The 16,827-nt window shown below is 64.0% G+C and carries 15 protein-coding genes and 1 tRNA gene; 13 read left to right on the forward strand and 3 right to left on the reverse strand.

Annotated elements, in window-relative coordinates:
• Window positions 1-137 precede the first annotated feature (137 nt).
• Both ACE10Z_RS20185 and ACE10Z_RS20190 read left to right on the forward strand, forming a co-directional pair.
• Window positions 138-845 carry a histidine phosphatase family protein gene (locus tag ACE10Z_RS20185; RefSeq protein WP_375789472.1) on the forward strand — a complete coding sequence of 236 codons (708 nt, stop codon included), beginning with the start codon at window positions 138-140 and terminating at the stop codon, window positions 843-845.
• A gap of 76 nt (window positions 846-921) precedes the next feature.
• Window positions 922-1,689, forward strand: coding sequence for an SDR family NAD(P)-dependent oxidoreductase (locus ACE10Z_RS20190; RefSeq protein ID WP_375789473.1), 768 nt, complete (start codon window positions 922-924; stop codon window positions 1,687-1,689).
• Window positions 1,690-1,835: 146 nt separating this feature from the next.
• Here the strand turns inward: ACE10Z_RS20190 and ACE10Z_RS20195 are convergent, their stop codons facing one another.
• Window positions 1,836-3,059 carry a serine hydrolase domain-containing protein gene (locus ACE10Z_RS20195; protein ID WP_375789474.1) on the reverse strand — a complete coding sequence of 408 codons (1,224 nt, stop codon included), beginning with the start codon at window positions 3,057-3,059 and terminating at the stop codon, window positions 1,836-1,838.
• Between the two features lie 169 nt (window positions 3,060-3,228).
• On the opposite strand from ACE10Z_RS20195, the gene ACE10Z_RS20200 reads away from it, so the two are divergent.
• Window positions 3,229-3,304 (forward strand) — tRNA-Trp (locus tag ACE10Z_RS20200).
• A 64-nt stretch (window positions 3,305-3,368) separates the two neighbouring features.
• On the opposite strand, the gene ACE10Z_RS20205 is transcribed toward ACE10Z_RS20200, so the two are convergent.
• On the reverse strand, window positions 3,369-4,574 hold the full coding sequence (locus ACE10Z_RS20205) for an ABC transporter substrate-binding protein (protein WP_375789475.1): 1,206 nt from the start codon (window positions 4,572-4,574) through the stop codon (window positions 3,369-3,371).
• A gap of 173 nt (window positions 4,575-4,747) precedes the next feature.
• On the opposite strand from ACE10Z_RS20205, the gene ACE10Z_RS20210 reads away from it, so the two are divergent.
• The 7 genes from ACE10Z_RS20210 (at window position 4,748) to ACE10Z_RS20240 (ending at window position 10,668) form a co-directional block, all read left to right on the forward strand.
• Window positions 4,748-5,512: a FadR/GntR family transcriptional regulator gene (locus tag ACE10Z_RS20210; protein ID WP_375789476.1), complete on the forward strand. Its 765-nt coding sequence runs from the start codon at window positions 4,748-4,750 to the stop codon at window positions 5,510-5,512.
• Between the two features lie 63 nt (window positions 5,513-5,575).
• Entirely contained in the window at window positions 5,576-7,189 is a 1,614-nt protein-coding gene (locus ACE10Z_RS20215) for an acyl-CoA synthetase (protein WP_375789477.1), read from the forward strand.
• Window positions 7,190-7,521: 332 nt separating this feature from the next.
• Complete coding sequence (gene secE / locus ACE10Z_RS20220) at window positions 7,522-7,713, forward strand: preprotein translocase subunit SecE (RefSeq protein WP_016840554.1); 192 nt, start codon at window positions 7,522-7,524, stop codon at window positions 7,711-7,713.
• Between the two features lie 20 nt (window positions 7,714-7,733).
• A complete protein-coding gene (gene nusG / locus ACE10Z_RS20225; RefSeq protein ID WP_021081670.1) occupies window positions 7,734-8,267 on the forward strand; it encodes a transcription termination/antitermination protein NusG in 534 nt (177 codons plus the stop codon).
• Window positions 8,268-8,399: 132 nt separating this feature from the next.
• Complete coding sequence (rplK, locus tag ACE10Z_RS20230) at window positions 8,400-8,828, forward strand: 50S ribosomal protein L11 (protein ID WP_008136439.1); 429 nt, start codon at window positions 8,400-8,402, stop codon at window positions 8,826-8,828.
• A 6-nt stretch (window positions 8,829-8,834) separates the two neighbouring features.
• Entirely contained in the window at window positions 8,835-9,527 is a 693-nt protein-coding gene (rplA, locus tag ACE10Z_RS20235; protein ID WP_021081669.1) for a 50S ribosomal protein L1, read from the forward strand.
• 187 nt (window positions 9,528-9,714) lie between these two features.
• Window positions 9,715-10,668: a 2-hydroxyacid dehydrogenase gene (locus ACE10Z_RS20240; RefSeq protein WP_375789478.1), complete on the forward strand. Its 954-nt coding sequence runs from the start codon at window positions 9,715-9,717 to the stop codon at window positions 10,666-10,668.
• 451 nt (window positions 10,669-11,119) lie between these two features.
• Here the strand turns inward: ACE10Z_RS20240 and ACE10Z_RS20245 are convergent, their stop codons facing one another.
• A complete protein-coding gene (locus tag ACE10Z_RS20245; RefSeq protein ID WP_375790133.1) occupies window positions 11,120-11,329 on the reverse strand; it encodes a hypothetical protein in 210 nt (69 codons plus the stop codon).
• Between ACE10Z_RS20245 and rplJ the strand changes: the two genes are divergently transcribed.
• The 3 genes from rplJ to rpoB all read left to right on the forward strand — a co-directional run bounded on the left by rplJ (window position 11,249) and on the right by rpoB (window position 16,758).
• Entirely contained in the window at window positions 11,249-11,767 is a 519-nt protein-coding gene (gene rplJ, locus ACE10Z_RS20250; RefSeq protein ID WP_092115003.1) for a 50S ribosomal protein L10, read from the forward strand. The two genes, ACE10Z_RS20245 and rplJ, sit on opposite strands and share 81 nt — an antisense overlap.
• A 54-nt stretch (window positions 11,768-11,821) precedes the next feature.
• A complete protein-coding gene (gene rplL / locus ACE10Z_RS20255) occupies window positions 11,822-12,199 on the forward strand; it encodes a 50S ribosomal protein L7/L12 (protein ID WP_092115002.1) in 378 nt (125 codons plus the stop codon).
• 440 nt (window positions 12,200-12,639) lie between these two features.
• The gene (rpoB, locus tag ACE10Z_RS20260) at window positions 12,640-16,758 is read left to right on the forward strand and encodes a DNA-directed RNA polymerase subunit beta (RefSeq protein ID WP_097675067.1); all 4,119 of its coding nucleotides are present in this window, start codon (window positions 12,640-12,642) and stop codon (window positions 16,756-16,758) included.
• Window positions 16,759-16,827 lie beyond the last annotated feature (69 nt).

The following is a 16,827-nucleotide window of genomic DNA, read 5'->3' on the forward strand; positions in this document are numbered from 1 at the left end:
TTTTCTCCCTGTTCACATGGTCCGTGGCGCGTCTGCCGCGCGACGGAATTCAAACAAAATTTCAAACGTCCGAAGCACTTGAGACGATGTGCGGCGTGACGTACAGCGACGGGGGACAGTATTGAAGGGCTCATCCGATGTCCAATCCAGACAAGCCTAACGTGACGGTGACGCGGTGGTGGTGGGTTCGTCACGCGCCGGTGCGCAGCGATGGCGGCAACATCTACGGGCAAGAGGATATCGACTGCGACACCAGCGATGTCGAGGTGTTCGAGGCGGTCGCCAAGATGCTGCCGCGTGACGCGGTGTGGTATTCGAGCAATCTCAAACGAACGCACAAGACCGCGGAGGCGATCTGGGCCGCCGGGTTTCCGAAGCCGGCCAACATGACGCAGGAACGCGACTTCGCCGAGCTGCATCTCGGCCAGTGGCAGGGCATGAACCGTGCCGCATTTCTTGCCAGCCGTCCGCCGGGCAATCTCTGGTTCGCCGACGTCAACGAGCCTGCACCCGGCGGCGAGAGTTTCATGGATCTCTACACCCGCGTCTGCCGCACCATCGTGCGGATCACCGCCGAAGAAGCGGGCAAGAACATCATCGCGGTCGGCCACGGCGGCGTGATCAGGGCCGCGGTCGGTCTTGCACTCGGCGGCCAGCCGGACCGGGGGCTGTCGTTTGATATCGACAATGTCTCGGTGACGCGGCTCGATCACATTGCTGCGCCCAACGTGTCGATGTGGCGGTTGCCGATGGTGAACCAGCAGCCCTGGATCGCCGATCCGCGCCACGCCGCGATGCATCAGCCGTCCGGACCTGAAGTCCGGCCGGCGAGCAAGCTTGCGTGATTGCCGCTATCGCAACTCCGGAACGCTGCCTAAGCTCAACCGCAGAATTCAAACGCCTTACATCAGGGAGAGAAACATGACCTTGTTCGACATGAAGGGAAAAGTCGCCGTCATCACCGGCTCGACGCGCGGCATCGGGCTCGCCATTGCCGAGCGCATGGCCGAGCACGGCGCCAAGGTCGTGATCTCCTCGCGCAAGGCCGACGTCTGCGAGCAGGTCGCGGGCGATATCAACGGCAAGTTCGGCAAGGACACCGCGGTCGCGATCGCCGCCAACATCTCGTCGAAGGAAAACCTGCAAAATCTGGTCGACGAGAGCAACCGCGCCTTCGGCAGGATCGACGTGCTGGTCTGCAACGCGGCGTCGAACCCGTATTACGGTCCGCTTGCCGGCATCTCCGACGATCAGTTCCGCAAGATCCTCGACAACAACATCGTTGCCAACAACTGGCTGATCTCGATGGTGGTGCCGCAGATGATCGAGCGCAAGGACGGCTCGATCATCATCGTGTCCTCGATCGGCGGCCTCAAGGGCTCGACCGTGCTCGGCGCCTACGCGATCTCCAAGGCCGCCGACATGCAGCTCGCGCGCAACCTCGCCTGCGAATATGGCAAGCACAACATCCGCGTGAACTGCATCGCGCCGGGCCTGATCAAGACTGACTTCGCCAAGGCGCTGTGGGACAATCCGGACACGCTAAAGGCCTCGACCGCGCGCTCGCCGCTGCTGCGGATCGGCGTGCCCGACGAGATCGCCGGCGCTGCCGTGTTCATGGGCTCGCGCGCCGGCGACTTCATGACCGGCCAGACCATCGTGATCGACGGCGGCGCGACGATCAGCTGACGCCGATCTCGCCTCCCGGACGCGGTGCGGCGCGAAGTGCCGCTCCGCAGCCCCGGGACCCATGAAGACGTGCACGATTGGATCGAGGTAGGCCCCGGCTTAGCAACGCACCGCTCGCGCGCTGCGTTGCATCCGGGGCACGAGACTTATTCAACCGCCGCATACACGCCGTTGCGCACCAGCGAGCGGGTATATTCGCGCTGGCCCGGGCCCTGCATCATGAAGACCGCGATCAGGTCTTCGCGCGGATCGATCCAGAAGAACGTGCCGGCCATGCCGCTCCAGAAGTACTGGCCGACCGAGCCGGAGAACGGCGCGATACCCTGCTGCATGCGCACGGCGAAGCCGAGGCCGAAGCTGTGGCCGGGCGACACCAGCGTGCCCTGGACCTTGACGCCGGCGCCGAGGTGATCGGACGCCATGAACTCCAGCGTCTTGCGGCCGATGATCCTGGTGCCGTCGAGCGAGCCGCCGCCCAGCAGCATCTGCGCGAAGCGCGCATAGTCCATCGTGGTCGAGACCAGTCCGCCGCCGCCGGATTCCATCGCCGGCTTCTCCAGCATGTTGAACAGCTGCACCTTCTCGTTGGTCCAGGGATCGTTGGCAAACGCCTCGGCGAGCCGGCCGGCATTGGCTTCCGGAGTGTGGAAGGCGGTCTCGTTCATTTGCAGCGGCGAGAGGATGCGGTCAGCGAGGAATTCGCCGAGCGGCTTGCCGCTGACGACTTCGATGATGCGGCCGAGGATATCGGTGGAGCGGCTGTAGTTCCACTCGGCGCCGGGCTGGCAGATCAGCGGCATGCCGGCGAGCATGGTGGCGTGCTCGGCATTGGTGATCTTGCGGCTGCGCAGCCGCGACTGCTGGTAGAGCTGCTGTACCGGGCCGTTGCCGGTGTGGTCGTAGGTCAAGCCCGAGGTGTGGCGCAGCAGGTCCTGGATCGTCATCTGCCGCTGCATGGGGACCAGCTCGAGCTTGCCGTTGTGCTCGACGCCGACCTTGGTCTCGGCGAATTCGGGGATGAATTTCGCGACGGGGTCGCTGAGCAGGAAGTGGCCGTCCTCCAGCAGCATCATGATGCCGACCGAGACGATCGGCTTGGTCATCGAGAAGATGCGGAAGATCGTGTCATGCGTCATCGGCGCAGACGCGGTCGGGCTTTGCCGCCCGATCGCGTCGAACCAGCCGATCTGGCCGCGCCGCGCCACCAGCACCGTAAAGCCGGGCGCGGTTCCCTTGTCGACCTCACGCTTGAAGGTGTCGGACAGGGCCTGCAGCCGCGCGCTCGACAGCCCGATCGATTCGGGTTTGGCGAGCGGGAGGGGCGGGGTGTTTGGGCCGGCGGCGTGCTTGGTGGCGGTCTGGGCGTTCATGGTCTCTCCCGGGTTCTTGATTCTTGCGGCGGAGCGCCGACGTGGAGTGATGGCCGAACTCTGACGCAGAAGTTTTGCAATGAACAGAAGCTTCACCGCTTCGCCCTTGCAAACCGGCCATGCCCTGTGCTTGAAACGGCGCGAACCGGCGGCGACGCGGGTTCCCTGAAGGAGTGTAGCTCAATTGGTAGAGCACCGGTCTCCAAAACCGGGGGTCGCAGGTTCGAGCCCTGCCACTCCTGCCAGCTTTTACCCAACAATTTGAAGGTGTTGGCCGAGGTCCTGGACCCCGGCCATGATTCTATTCACTCACTTGATGAGCGGGCAGCCGCCGTCCTTCAGCGGCCGGAACGCCTGGTCGCCGGGCACCTCGGCGAGCACCTTGTAGTAATCCCACGGCGCCTTCGATTCCTCGGGCTTCTTGACCTCGAACAGGAACATCGAGTGCACCATGCGGCCGTCCTCGCGCACCACGCCGTTGTCGGTGAAGGCGTCGCGCACCGGGGTCGCGCGCATTTTCGCCAGCACCGGCTTGGTCTCCTTGGTGCCGGCGGCCTTCACCGCGTTGAGGTAGTGCAGGGTGGCGCTGTAGGTCGCGGCCTGGTTCATGGTCGGCATCCGCTTCATGCGCTCGAAGAAGCGCTTGCCGAAGGCGCGGGTGCGGTCGTTGAGATCCCAATAGTAGGCCTCGGTGATGATCAGGCCCTGCGCGAGCTTCAGCCCGAGGCTGTGGATGTCCGAGATGAACATCACGATACCAGCCAGATTCTGCCCGCCCGCGACGATGCCGAATTCGGCGGCCTGCTTGATTGCGTTGATGGTGTCACCGCCGCCATTGGCGAGGCCGACGATCTTCGCCTTCGACGATTGCGCCTGCAGCAGGAAGGACGAGAAGTCCGGCGTGTTGAGCGGATGCCGCGCGCTGCCGAGCACCTTGCCGCCGGCGGCGCGGACGACGTCGCCGGTGTCGCGCTCGATCGAATGGCCGAACACGTAATCGGCGGTGATGAAGAACCAGCTGTCGCCGCCGTTCTTGACGATCGCGCTGCCGACGGTGTGGGCGTTGGCGTAGGTGTCGTAGGTCCAGTGCAGCGTGTAGGGCGAGCAGGACTTGCCCGTGATGTCGGAGCTCGCCGCGTCCGTCACGATCATGATCTTCTCGAACTGCTTCGACATCTCCATGCCGGCGAGTGCGGTCGCCGAGGTCGGCATGTCGATGATCATGTCGACATTCTCGGCCTCGTACCATTTGCGGGTGATGGTGGCGGCGACGTCGGCCTTGTTGAGGGGATCGGCGGTGACGAGCTCGATCGGCTTGCCGAACATCGAGCCGCCGAACTCCTCGATCGCCATCTTGGTGGCCTCGACATTCCCGGCGCCGCCGATGTCGGAATAGACCGACTGGAAATCGGTCAGCACGCCGATCTTGAGCGGCGTCTGTTGTGCGAGCGCGGGCCCCGCCAGCGCGGCTGCGAGCAGGCCGGCGGCGGACAGACTCGTGACGATGGGTTTCATGGTGATGCGCCTCCCAGGGTGTTCTTATCGGTTTGTCCGACAAAGCTAGATTTGCTCGGTTCCAGTGTCAATTCCGACCGGCCGGGTGCGACAATCCGGCCGAGGATTGCTTATTTGACGCTCCAGAGGCCTTCGCCTATTATTTGTCCGACAAAGAACAATGGGAGCCCAGGGTGCCCGCCACGCCGCTGTTCCGGCGCATCGACGTCGCGCCGGCCTATCAGAAGGTCGCGGACGCGATCGAACGCGAGATCATCAACGGCCGGATCAAACCGGGCGAGCCGATCGGCACCGAGCAGCAGCTCGTCGCGCAGTTCGGCGTCAACCGCTCGACGGTGCGCGAAGGCATTCGCGTGCTCGAGGAGGGCGGGCTGATCCGCCGCGATTCCAGCCGCCGCCTGCAGGCCTGCCTGCCGCGCTACAACAAGCTCGCCACGCGGCTGTCGCGTGCGCTGATCCTGCACGAGGTGACGTTCCGAGAATTGTTCGAGGCCTCGATGACACTGGAGGTCGCGAGTGTCGAGGGCGCGGTCGAACGCGCGACCGATGACAACATCGGAGAGCTTGCCGGCAATCTCGAGCGCAGCGCGGCGGTGGTCGGCAATCCCGCCGATCTCGCCGAGCTCGATGCGGAATTCCACGTCCTGATGGCCAAGGCCTCGCAGAACCGCGTGCTGCAGCTCGCCCGCGAGCCCGCCGCGCAGCTGTTCTTTCCGACCACCGAGATGATCGTCGGCCGCGTGGCGGAGGGCGGCGCCCGCCTTGTCGAGGCGCATCGCCACATCCTCGATGCGATCAAGCGGCGCGACAAGGAGGCCGGCGTGCTGTGGACGCGGCGGCATTTGCAGGACTGGCGGCGCGGCTTCGAGAAGATCGCCTCGCTCGATCGTTCGGTCGAGCACACCTACATGGAACACGCCTACGCCGCCCGGCAATAGGGACGGCAAGGCCAAGAGCGACAAAGACAAGACAACGACAAAAAGCACATTCGGGAGGGACAAATGAACGGAGACATCGCAGCAACCATCCAGCGCGCCCGCGAGCACAGCATCGGCGACCTGTTGCGCCGGTCCGCCAAGCGCTACCCCAACAAGACTGCGCTGATCTGCGGCGAGGTGAGCTGGACCTTCGCGGAGATGGACGCGATCTGCAATCGGCTCGGGCGCGGCTTGCTCGCGCTTGGCATTGCGAAGGGCGATCGTGTTGCGGTGCTGTCGCGCAACTCGCATGGCTTTGCCGCGCTGCGCTTCGCAGTGGCGCGGATCGGCGCGATCCTGGTGCCGATCAACTTCATGCTCAATCCGGACGAGATCAATTTCATCCTCGCCAATTCCGGCGCGAAGCTGCTCGCGGTCGGCCCCGATTTCGTGGAGACCGGGCACGCCGCGGCCGCCAAGGGCTCGGCGGTCGAAACCCTGATCTGGCTGCCCGGCGAGGATCCGGCCGCCGCGCCTGACGGCATCACGACGTTCGACAGCCTGCTGCACAGCGACGCCTCGGCGCCGGATGCCTCGGTCGACAGCCGCGATCCCGCCCAGATCATCTACACCAGCGGTACGGAGTCGCTGCCGAAGGGCGCGATCCTCACCCATGAAGCCGTGATGTGGCAGTATGTCAGCTGCATCATCGACGGCGGCATGGCGACCGACGACACCGTGCTGCACGCGCTGCCGCTGTATCACTGCGCGCAGCTCGACGTCTTCCTGGGGCCCGCGATCTATCTCGGCGCGACCAGTCTGATTACCGGCAAGCCGGTGCCCGACAATGTCCTGGCGCTGATCGCGGCCCACAAGATCAACGCGTTCTTCGCGCCGCCGACGATCTGGATCGCGATGCTGCGCTCGGGCGCGTTCGATCGCACCGATCTCTCGACCCTGCGCAAGGGCTATTACGGCGCCTCGATCATGCCGGTCGAAGTGCTGCTCGAATTGCAGCGGCGTCTGCCCGACGTAAAATTCTGGAATTTCTACGGCCAGACCGAGATCGCGCCGCTCGCGACCGTACTGGCGCCGGCGGACCAGCTGCCGAAGGCGGGGTCGGCCGGCAAGCCCGCGATCAATGTCGAGACGCGGGTGGTCAAGCCGGACATGACTGACGTCGGGGTCGGGGAGGTCGGCGAGATCGTGCATCGCTCGCCGCACCTGCTGTCCGGTTATTACAACGATCCGGTCAAGACCGCGGCGGCGTTCGCCGGCGGCTGGTTTCATTCCGGCGATCTCGCGACCGTCGATGCCGACGGCTACATCACCGTCGTCGATCGCGTGAAGGACATGATCAAGAGCGGCGGCGAGAATGTCGCAAGCCGCGAGGTCGAGGAGATGATCTACCGGCTGCCTGCGGTGTCGGAGGTTGCGGTGGTCGGGCTGCCCGATCCGCGCTGGATCGAGGCGGTGACGGCCATCGTCGTCGTCAAGGTCGGTGAGAGCCTCGATGCCGACGCCGTCATCAAGCACTGCGCGGCGTCGATGGCCCATTTCAAGGTGCCGAAGCAGGTCATCTTCGTCGACAGCCTGCCGAAGAACCCGAGCGGCAAGCTGCTGAAGCGCGAGTTGCGACAGCGCTATGTCGGCGGCGCCACGCTGGATCAGGCGGTCCAGAAGAGCTTTGCCGGGTGATCCACCCGGCCTCCGCGGTGGACGCCCGGGGCTATGGACCTCGTATCATCAGCCTAAGTGCTTGATTCGAGAGGCCCCGTTCCGGCCTGCCGCGGCCCCGGGCGCGGCGGGGCGCGACCCCGCCGACCTTGACCTTTGGCCGGTCTCGCAGTAGATACCCGACACTCGCAGCCGGCCCGCTTTGATCGCGGATATCCGGCGCGGCCTAATTCCCCGAACATTCGAGCTCGTTTATCGGCTCAACCTTCCAAACGAGGGCTGGGTCCGCAAGGTCGGCTGTTCGGATTCCTTGAAACGTTGCAAATCGTCCGGAGACGGACGCGGATCTCACGATGGCTTTCAGCCCGTTCAAATTCCTGCAGGAAGTGCGCTCGGAGACCGCCAAGGTCACCTGGCCGACGCGCCGCGAGACGACCATCACCACCATCATGGTGTTCGTGATGGTGGCGCTGGCCTCGATCTTCTTCTTCGCCGCAGATCAGATCATCCGCTATCTGATTACCCTGATACTGGGCATCCACTGATGAGCATGGGAACTCAATTGATGGACAAGCGCTGGTACATCGTTCACGCCTATTCGAACTTCGAGAAGAAGGTTCAGGAATCGATCCGCGAGCAGGCCAAACAGCGCGGGCTGGAAGAGCTGTTCGAACAGATCCTGGTGCCGACCGAGAAGGTCACCGAGGTGCGCCGCGGCCGCAAGATCGACGCCGAGCGCAAGTTCTTCCCGGGCTATGTGCTGGTGAAGATGAAGCTGACCGACGAGGCGTTCCATCTGATCAAGAACACCCCGAAGGTGACCGGCTTCCTCGGCGCGGAAAACAAGCCGATGCCGATCTCCGAGGCCGAGGCGATGCGCATCCTGCACCAGGTGCAGGAGGGCGTGGAGCGTCCGAAGGCGTCGGTGTCGTTCGAAATCGGCGAGAACGTGCGCGTGGCCGACGGCCCGTTCGCCTCGTTCTCCGGCGTGGTGGAAGAAATCGACGAGGCGCGCTCGCGCGTGAAGGTCGCGGTGTCGATCTTCGGCCGCGCGACCCCCGTGGAACTGGAATTCGGTCAGGTCGAAAAGGTGGTCTGACCGGACGGCGTGGGGTATATGCGCCCCGCGTCAAGTGAGAGGCCGTGGGAGGGAGGAGGCGGTCGCCAGCCCCTTCAACCGAACCACGGAACCTGAAACCGCCGGCACCGTCCGGCACAACAGGAGTGATAAATGGCAAAGAAAGTGACCGGATACCTGAAGCTTCAGGTCCCGGCCGGTGCGGCGAATCCTTCGCCCCCGATCGGTCCCGCGCTTGGTCAGCGCGGTCTCAACATCATGGAGTTCTGCAAGGCGTTCAACGCGCAGACCCAGAAGGAAGAGAAGAATACCCCAATCCCGGTGGTGATCACGATCTACGCCGATCGTTCGTTCACCTTCGAGATGAAGACGCCCCCGATGTCGTTCTTCCTCAAGCAGGCTGCCAAGATCCAGTCCGGCTCGAAGGCGCCGGGCCGTGACAAGGCCGGCAAGGTGACCAAGGCGCAGGTGCGCGAGATCGCCGAGAAAAAGATGAAGGACTTGAATTGCGACACCATCGAATCGGCCATGAAGATGGTCGAGGGCTCTGCCCGTTCGATGGGTCTGGAAGTTGCGGGGTAACGGGCCATGACAATCGGAAAGCGTTTGAAGAAGGCCCGCGAGGGTGTCGATCGCGAGAAGCTCTACCCGCTCGCGGACGCCATCAAGATGGTCAAGGAGCGCGCCAAGTCGAAGTTCGACGAGACGATCGAGATCGCGATCAATCTCGGCGTCGACCCGCGCCACGCCGACCAGATGGTCCGCGGCGTCGTCAACCTGCCGAACGGTACCGGCCGTACGCTGCGCGTCGGCGTGTTCGCGCGCGGCGCCAAGGCTGAGGAAGCCAAGGCCGCCGGTGCCGACGTCGTCGGTGCCGAAGACCTGGTCGAGAAGGTGCAGGGCGGCGCGATCGACTTCGATCGTTGTATCGCCACGCCCGACATGATGCCGCTGGTCGGCCGCCTCGGTAAGGTGCTCGGTCCGCGCGGCATGATGCCGAACCCGAAGATCGGCACCGTGACCATGGACGTCACCAACGCCGTGAAGGGCGCCAAGGGCGGCTCGGTCGAGTTCCGCGTCGAGAAGGCCGGCATCGTGCAGGCCGGCATCGGCAAGGCCTCGTTCTCCGAGGACAAGCTGGTCGAGAACGTCAAGGCGCTTGCCGACGCGGTCTCCAAGGCGAAGCCGGCGGGTTCCAAGGGCACCTACATCCAGCGCGTGGCGGTTTCCTCCACCATGGGCCCGGGCGTGAAGGTCGAGCCGGGCACGATCCTCGGCTGAGGTTTTTCGTCGTGACGAGATAAAGAGGGGCGGGATCGGGCAACCGGTTCCGCCCTTTGTTTTGCCGGAGCGTTTCGCGCGAAGCGGCTGCCGGCTCGCATGAAGAAAACAAGAATCCAAAGCCTCGTTCCGGTTCAACCGGAATGGAAAAGGCTCCAGGCGAAGCCGCTCGCAGGAAACAACAACAATGCCCGATAAGGTGCTGGTCTATTCGCGCTTTCCGAGAAACGAGCTGGTGCGCTTCGGCGAGCGCTACGAGCTGCTGAATGCCGCGGGCAAGCCGCCGACCGAGCTGTTTCCGGCGGCGGAGCTCGGCGCGATCCGGGCGATGATCACATCGGGTGGGACGACACTTGGCGGCGAGGCGATGGACATGCTGCCGAAGCTTGGCGCGATCATCTGCTACGGCACCGGCTATGAGGGGATCGATCTTGCCGCCGCGGCGAAGCGCGGCATTGCGGTCGGCCACAGCCCCGGCGCCAACGCCGCATCGGTTGCCGACATCGCGGTGACGCTGATGCTGGCGGCCACCCGCCGCCTGCCGGTCGCCGATAATTACGTCCGCAGCGGCGACTGGATCGCCGCCAAGCCGTCGCCGATGATGCGGCCGCAGGCTGGCATGCGCGGCCGCAGGGTTGGCGTGTACGGTCTCGGCGAGATCGGCCGCAAGATCGCGGCGCGGGTCGCCGCGTTCGAAACCGAGGTCGGCTATTTCAGCCGGTCACGGCAGGACGTGCCGTATCAGCACTTTCCGAGCCTCGAGGCGCTCGCCGACTGGTGCAGCGTGCTGATGATCGCGGTGCGCGCCGGTGCGGACACGGTTCACGCCGTCAATGCCGATATCCTGCGCCGGCTCGGCAGCAACGGCATCGTCGTGAATATCTCGCGCGGCTCCGTCCTCGACCAGAAGGCGCTGGTTGCGGCACTGACCGATGGCGCAATCGCCGGCGCCGGCCTCGACGTGTTCGCCAGGGAGCCGCACGCGCCGGACGAGCTGACGGCGCTGCCGAACGTCGTGCTGTCGCCGCATATCGGCGGCCACACCCTGGAATCGCATGTGGCCATGCAGGACTGCGTGCTCGCCAATCTCGACGCATTCTTCGCCGGCAAGCCACTGCCATATGAGGTGAGGGGCGCCTGAGCGGCTGCCGGTTCCTGTCTCGGAACCGGTTCCCCGATCGCAATATGAAACTGGTCTGAAATTTGCTCTTGGCAAGCAGGGCGGGACCGGTTACATAGCGGCTTCCGGGCGTGCTGGCACTTGCTGGCATGTCCGTGCTCGCATTCCGAAAACCTGAGACGATAGGAGATCATTCCTTTCCGCGTGCCCGCAAGGATGCTCGAAAGGAAGGAAACCCGTCGCCTCCAACGGAATGAGGGCAGGGCGTTCGGCTTCGGCCGATAGCCCGATCCTGTCCGAGACTGCAGGCGCCCGCGAGAACTTCGTGTTTTCAACGGCTTAATCGCATGGCCTGCATAGACGGGTGAAGACCGGATTTTGTGCTCCATGTCGCGGCTTGTTCGCGGCTCGGAGGCTGGTTTGGTTCGAACCTCGACAGCCCATGGCCGCAAGGCTCTGGGAGGGCAGGCTTCTAGATGTCGTCTTGCCCGGCATGTCCGAAGGGTCTTTGCGCCCAGCGGATCAGGTTTAGGGCGGGACGATGGGTGCAACCCGGCGGTCCTGCCTTCGCGGAAAGGCCGCCAACCGGAAAGAGCTTGCTGTGGAACGAGCGGCAAAAAAAGAGGCGGTCGGACAGCTCAACGAGGCCTTCAAGGCCACGAGCGTTGCGATCGTCGCTCACTATTCCGGCCTCACCGTGGCCCAGATGCAGAAGCTGCGCATGCAGATGAAGCAGGCGGGTGCGTCGGTGAAGGTCTCGAAGAACCGTCTCGCCAAAATTGCTCTTGAAGGCACTGACGTCGCTGCCATCGGCTCCCTGCTGAAGGGGCCGACTGTGATCGCTACTTCGAACGATCCGGTTGCGGCGCCAAAGGTTGCCGTCGAATTCGCCAAGGCGAACGAAAAGTTCGTCATCCTTGGCGGCTCGATGGGTAAAACCGTCCTGAATGTCGACAGCGTGAAGGCGCTTGCCTCACTGCCGTCGCTCGACGAACTGCGCGGCAAGATCGTGGGCCTCATCGTGGCACCGGCGACCAAGCTCGCTCAGCTGTCGAACGCGCCTGCGGCCAAGCTCGCACGCGTCATTCAGGCTCATGCCTCAAAGAGCGAAGCGGCCTGACCCTTCGCTAATCTCAAAACCTGGTTCGAACCAAACGTTTAAGGAAACAGATCAATGGCTGACTTGCAGAAAATCGTCGACGACCTCTCGAGCCTCACCGTGCTCGAAGCGGCTGAACTGGCCAAGCTCCTGGAAGAAAAGTGGGGCGTCTCCGCCGCTGCCGCCGTTGCGGTTGCCGGCCCGGCTGGTGGCGGCGCTGCCGCTGCTCCGGCTGAAGAGAAGACCGACTTCACCGTGGTGCTGGCTGCCGCCGGCGACAAGAAGATCGAAGTCATCAAGGAAGTCCGCGCCATCACCGGCCTGGGCCTGAAGGAAGCCAAGGACCTCGTCGAAGGCGCTCCGAAGCCCGTCAAGGAAGGCGTCAACAAGGACGAAGCCGAGAAGATCAAGGCCCAGCTCGAGAAGGCTGGCGCCAAGGTCGAGCTCAAGTAATGCGCGATCCGGGAGCGCCGCAGGGCGCTCCCGGGCCTGCAAACGGCGTGCGGCAGGGTGTCGCGTGGCGCGCCGGACACAAAAAAGTGTGGGGATCCGTGGACTTAACCCTCGAATCTCCTTTATTGCCATCCCATATCGGGTTGGCAGCAGAAAAACACGGTAGGCGGCGGGGGCGGCAGGGCACCCGGCGGAAGCCGTTGGGAGACAGTCAGATTTCGGGCTTTTTCAGTCCGTAAAGCGGAGCGTTTGGACGAGCGGGTGCAGTGATGTGCCTCGCGCGTCGTTTTGCGTTTTGGAGGCGATGGGGCCTGGGCCGGGGATTTAATTCCTGACTTCGCGCTTCGTTCCTTCGGGACGATTCGAAATTCAACCCGGGGTCGATGGCAGTCGCTCCCGGAAGGTTCGCCCCACAAAGGCGACGAAAATGAGAGGCCACGATGGCGCAGCAGACATTCACCGGTCGCAAACGCGTACGCAAGTTTTTCGGTCACATCAAGGAAGTCGCCGAGATGCCGAACCTCATCGAGGTTCAGAAGGCGTCCTATGACCAGTTCCTTATGGTTGACGAGCCGGCCGGCGGTCGCCTCGACGAGGGCCTGCAGGCGGTGTTCCGCTCGGTATTCCCGATCTCGGACTTCTCGGGCACATCGATGCTCGAATTCGTCCGTTACGAGTTCGAACAGCCGAAATATGACGTCGACGAGTGCCGCCAGCGCGGCATGACCTTCGCTGCGCCGCTCAAGGTGACGCTGCGCCTCATCGTGTTCGATATCGACGAGGAAACCGGCGCCAAGTCGGTGAAGGACATCAAGGAGCAGGACGTCTACATGGGCGACATCCCGCTCATGACGATGAACGGCACCTTCGTCGTCAACGGCACCGAGCGCGTCATCGTCTCGCAGATGCACCGTTCGCCCGGCGTGTTCTTCGACCACGACAAGGGCAAGACCCATTCGTCCGGCAAGCTGCTGTTTGCCGCGCGTGTGATTCCGTATCGCGGTTCCTGGCTCGACATCGAGTTCGACGCCAAGGACATCGTGTTCGCGCGCATCGACCGCCGCCGCAAGCTGCCCGTGACCTCGCTGATGTACGCGCTCGGTCTCGACGGCGAGCAGATCCTGTCGACCTTCTACAAGAAGATCACCTACAAGCGGACCAAGGACGGATGGCGCGTGCCGTTCGATGCCAACCGCTTCCGCGGCTACAGCACCATCAACGACCTGATCGACGCCGACACCGGCAAGGTGGTGCTCGAGGCCGGCAAGAAGCTGACCGTGCGCAGCGCGCGCCAGATGCAGGAAAAGGGCCTCAAGGCGCTGCGGATGTCGGACGAGGAACTCGTCGGCAACTATCTCGCCGAGGATCTCGTCAACCCGAAGACCGGTGAAATCTACGCCGAAGCCGGCGAGGAGATCACCGAGAAGTCGCTCAAGGTGCTGAACGAGCAGGGCTACAAGGACCTGCCGCTGCTCGACATCGACCACGTCAATGTCGGCGCCTACATCCGCAACACGCTGTCGGCCGACAAGAACATGACGCGTGAGGACGCGCTGTTCGACATCTACCGCGTGATGCGTCCGGGCGAGCCGCCGACGCTGGATTCGGCGCAGGCGATGTTCCAGTCGCTGTTCTTCGATGCCGAGCGCTACGACCTCTCCGCGGTCGGCCGCGTCAAGATGAACATGCGCCTCGAGCTCGATGCGCCCGACACCCATCGCACGCTGCGCAAGGAAGACATCCTGGCGGTCATCAAGACGCTGGTCGACCTGCGTGACGGCAAGGGCGAGATCGACGACATCGACCACCTCGGCAATCGCCGGGTGCGCTCGGTCGGCGAGCTCATGGAGAACCAGTACCGGATCGGCCTGCTCCGCATGGAGCGCGCCATCAAGGAGCGCATGTCGAGCGTCGATATCGACACCGTGATGCCGCAGGACCTGATCAACGCCAAGCCCGCGGCCGCCGCGGTGCGCGAGTTCTTCGGTTCCTCGCAGCTGTCGCAGTTCATGGACCAGACCAACCCGCTGTCGGAGATCACCCACAAGCGGCGCCTGTCGGCGCTTGGCCCGGGCGGTCTGACCCGCGAGCGTGCCGGCTTCGAAGTCCGCGACGTGCATCCGACGCATTACGGCCGTATCTGCCCGATCGAAACGCCGGAAGGTCCGAACATCGGTCTGATCAACTCGCTGGCGACGTTCGCGCGCGTCAACAAGTACGGCTTCGTCGAGACGCCCTATCGCAAGATCAAGGACGGCCGGGTCACCGACGAGGTGGTCTATCTGTCGGCGATGGAAGAGGGTCGCTACCGCGTCGCGCAGGCCAACGTGCCGCTCGATGCCAAGGGCCGCTTCACCGACGACCTGGTGGTCTGCCGTCATGCCGGCGAAGTGCTGCCGGTGACGCCGGACAAGGTCGACTACATGGACGTGTCGCCGAAGCAGCTGGTTTCGGTGGCCGCGGCGCTGATCCCGTTCCTCGAGAACGACGACGCCAACCGCGCGCTGATGGGCTCGAACATGCAGCGCCAGGCGGTGCCGCTGGTTCGCGCCGAGGCGCCGTTCGTCGGCACCGGCATGGAAGGCGTGGTCGCCCGTGACTCGGGCGCGGCGATTGCCGCGCGCCGTTCGGGCGTGATCGACCAGATCGACGCCACCCGCGTCGTGATCCGCGCCACCGAAGATCTCGATCCGACCAAGTCGGGCGTCGATATCTACCGGCTGATGAAGTACCAGCGCTCCAACCAGTCGACCTGCATCAACCAGCGTCCGCTGGTGAAGGTCGGCGACATCGTCAAGAAGGGCGACATCATCGCTGACGGTCCGTCGACCGATCTCGGCGAGCTCGCGCTCGGCCGCAACGTGCTGGTCGCGTTCATGCCGTGGAACGGCTACAACTTCGAAGACTCGATCCTGCTCTCCGAGCGGATCGTGAAGGACGACGTCTTCACTTCGATCCATATCGAAGAATTCGAAGTGATGGCCCGCGACACCAAGCTCGGGCCTGAGGAAATCACCCGCGACATTCCGAACGTTTCGGAAGAAGCGCTGAAGAACCTCGACGAAGCCGGTATCGTCTACATCGGTGCGGAAGTTCGCGCCGGCGACATCCTGGTCGGCAAGATCACGCCGAAGGGCGAGAGCCCGATGACGCCGGAAGAGAAGCTGCTCCGCGCCATCTTCGGCGAGAAGGCCTCCGACGTCCGCGATACCTCGCTGCGCGTGCCTCCGGGCGTGCAGGGCACCATCGTGGAAGTCCGCGTGTTCAACCGCCACGGCGTCGACAAGGACGAGCGTGCGCTGGCGATCGAGCGGGAAGAGATCGAGCGTCTGGCCAAGGACCGCGACGACGAGCAGGCGATTCTGGACCGCAACGTCTACAACCGCCTCGCCGAGCTGCTGGAGAACCGCCAGGGCATCGCCGGTCCGAAGGGCTTCAAGAAGGATACCAAGATCACCCGTGCGGTGCTCGACGAGTATCCGAAGTCGCAGTGGTGGCTGTTCGCCTCGCCGAACGACAAGCTGATGGCCGAGATCGAGGCCATGCGGAAGCAGTACGACGAGTCGAAGAAGGGCCTCGAACAGCGCTTCCTCGACAAGGTCGAGAAGCTGCAGCGTGGCGACGAACTGCCGCCCGGCGTGATGAAGATGGTCAAGGTCTTCGTCGCGGTGAAGCGCAAGATCCAGCCCGGCGACAAGATGGCCGGCCGTCACGGCAACAAGGGCGTGGTGTCCAAGATCGTGCCGATCGAGGACATGCCGTTCCTCGAGGACGGTACCCACGCCGACATCGTGCTCAATCCGCTCGGCGTGCCTTCGCGCATGAACGTCGGTCAGATCCTTGAGACCCATCTCGGTTGGGCCTGCGCCGGCCTCGGCAAGCGCATCGGCCAGACCATCGACGCCTACTATCAGAAGCAGGATCTCAAGCCGCTGCGCGAGACCCTGAAGAAGATCTATGGCGAGGATGAAACCATCAAGTCGCTGAACGACAACGAGCTGGTCGAACTCGGCCGCAATCTGAGCCACGGCGTGCCGATCGCAACGCCGGTGTTCGACGGCGCCAAGGAAGCCGACATCGAGGAGATGCTGAAGCTCGCGGGCTTCGACGCCTCCGGCCAGTCGACCGTCTATGACGGCCGCACCGGCGACCAGTTCGATCGCAAGGTGACGATGGGCTACATCTACATGCTCAAGCTGCACCATCTCGTGGACGACAAGATCCACGCGCGTTCGATCGGTCCGTACTCGCTCGTCACCCAGCAGCCGTTGGGCGGCAAGGCGCAGTTCGGCGGCCAGCGCTTCGGCGAAATGGAGGTCTGGGCGCTGGAAGCCTACGGCGCCGCCTACACGCTGCAGGAAATGCTGACCGTGAAGTCGGACGACGTCGCCGGCCGTACCAAGGTGTACGAGGCGATCGTGCGCGGCGACGACACCTTCGAGGCCGGTATTCCGGAATCGTTCAACGTGCTGGTCAAGGAAATGCGCTCGCTCGGCCTCAACGTCGACCTGCACAATTCCAAGGTGGGACCGGCGTCGACGTCGGAAGCGGCCGAGTAACGCTGAGATTTACGCCCGGCGCGAAAGCGCCGGGCCTTCGCGCTCTGCTCGGACGTTGAGTGGGGCGCG

It is taken from the genome of Bradyrhizobium sp. Pha-3 (assembly GCF_042258615.1).
Classification (GTDB): Bacteria; Pseudomonadota; Alphaproteobacteria; order Rhizobiales; family Xanthobacteraceae; genus Bradyrhizobium.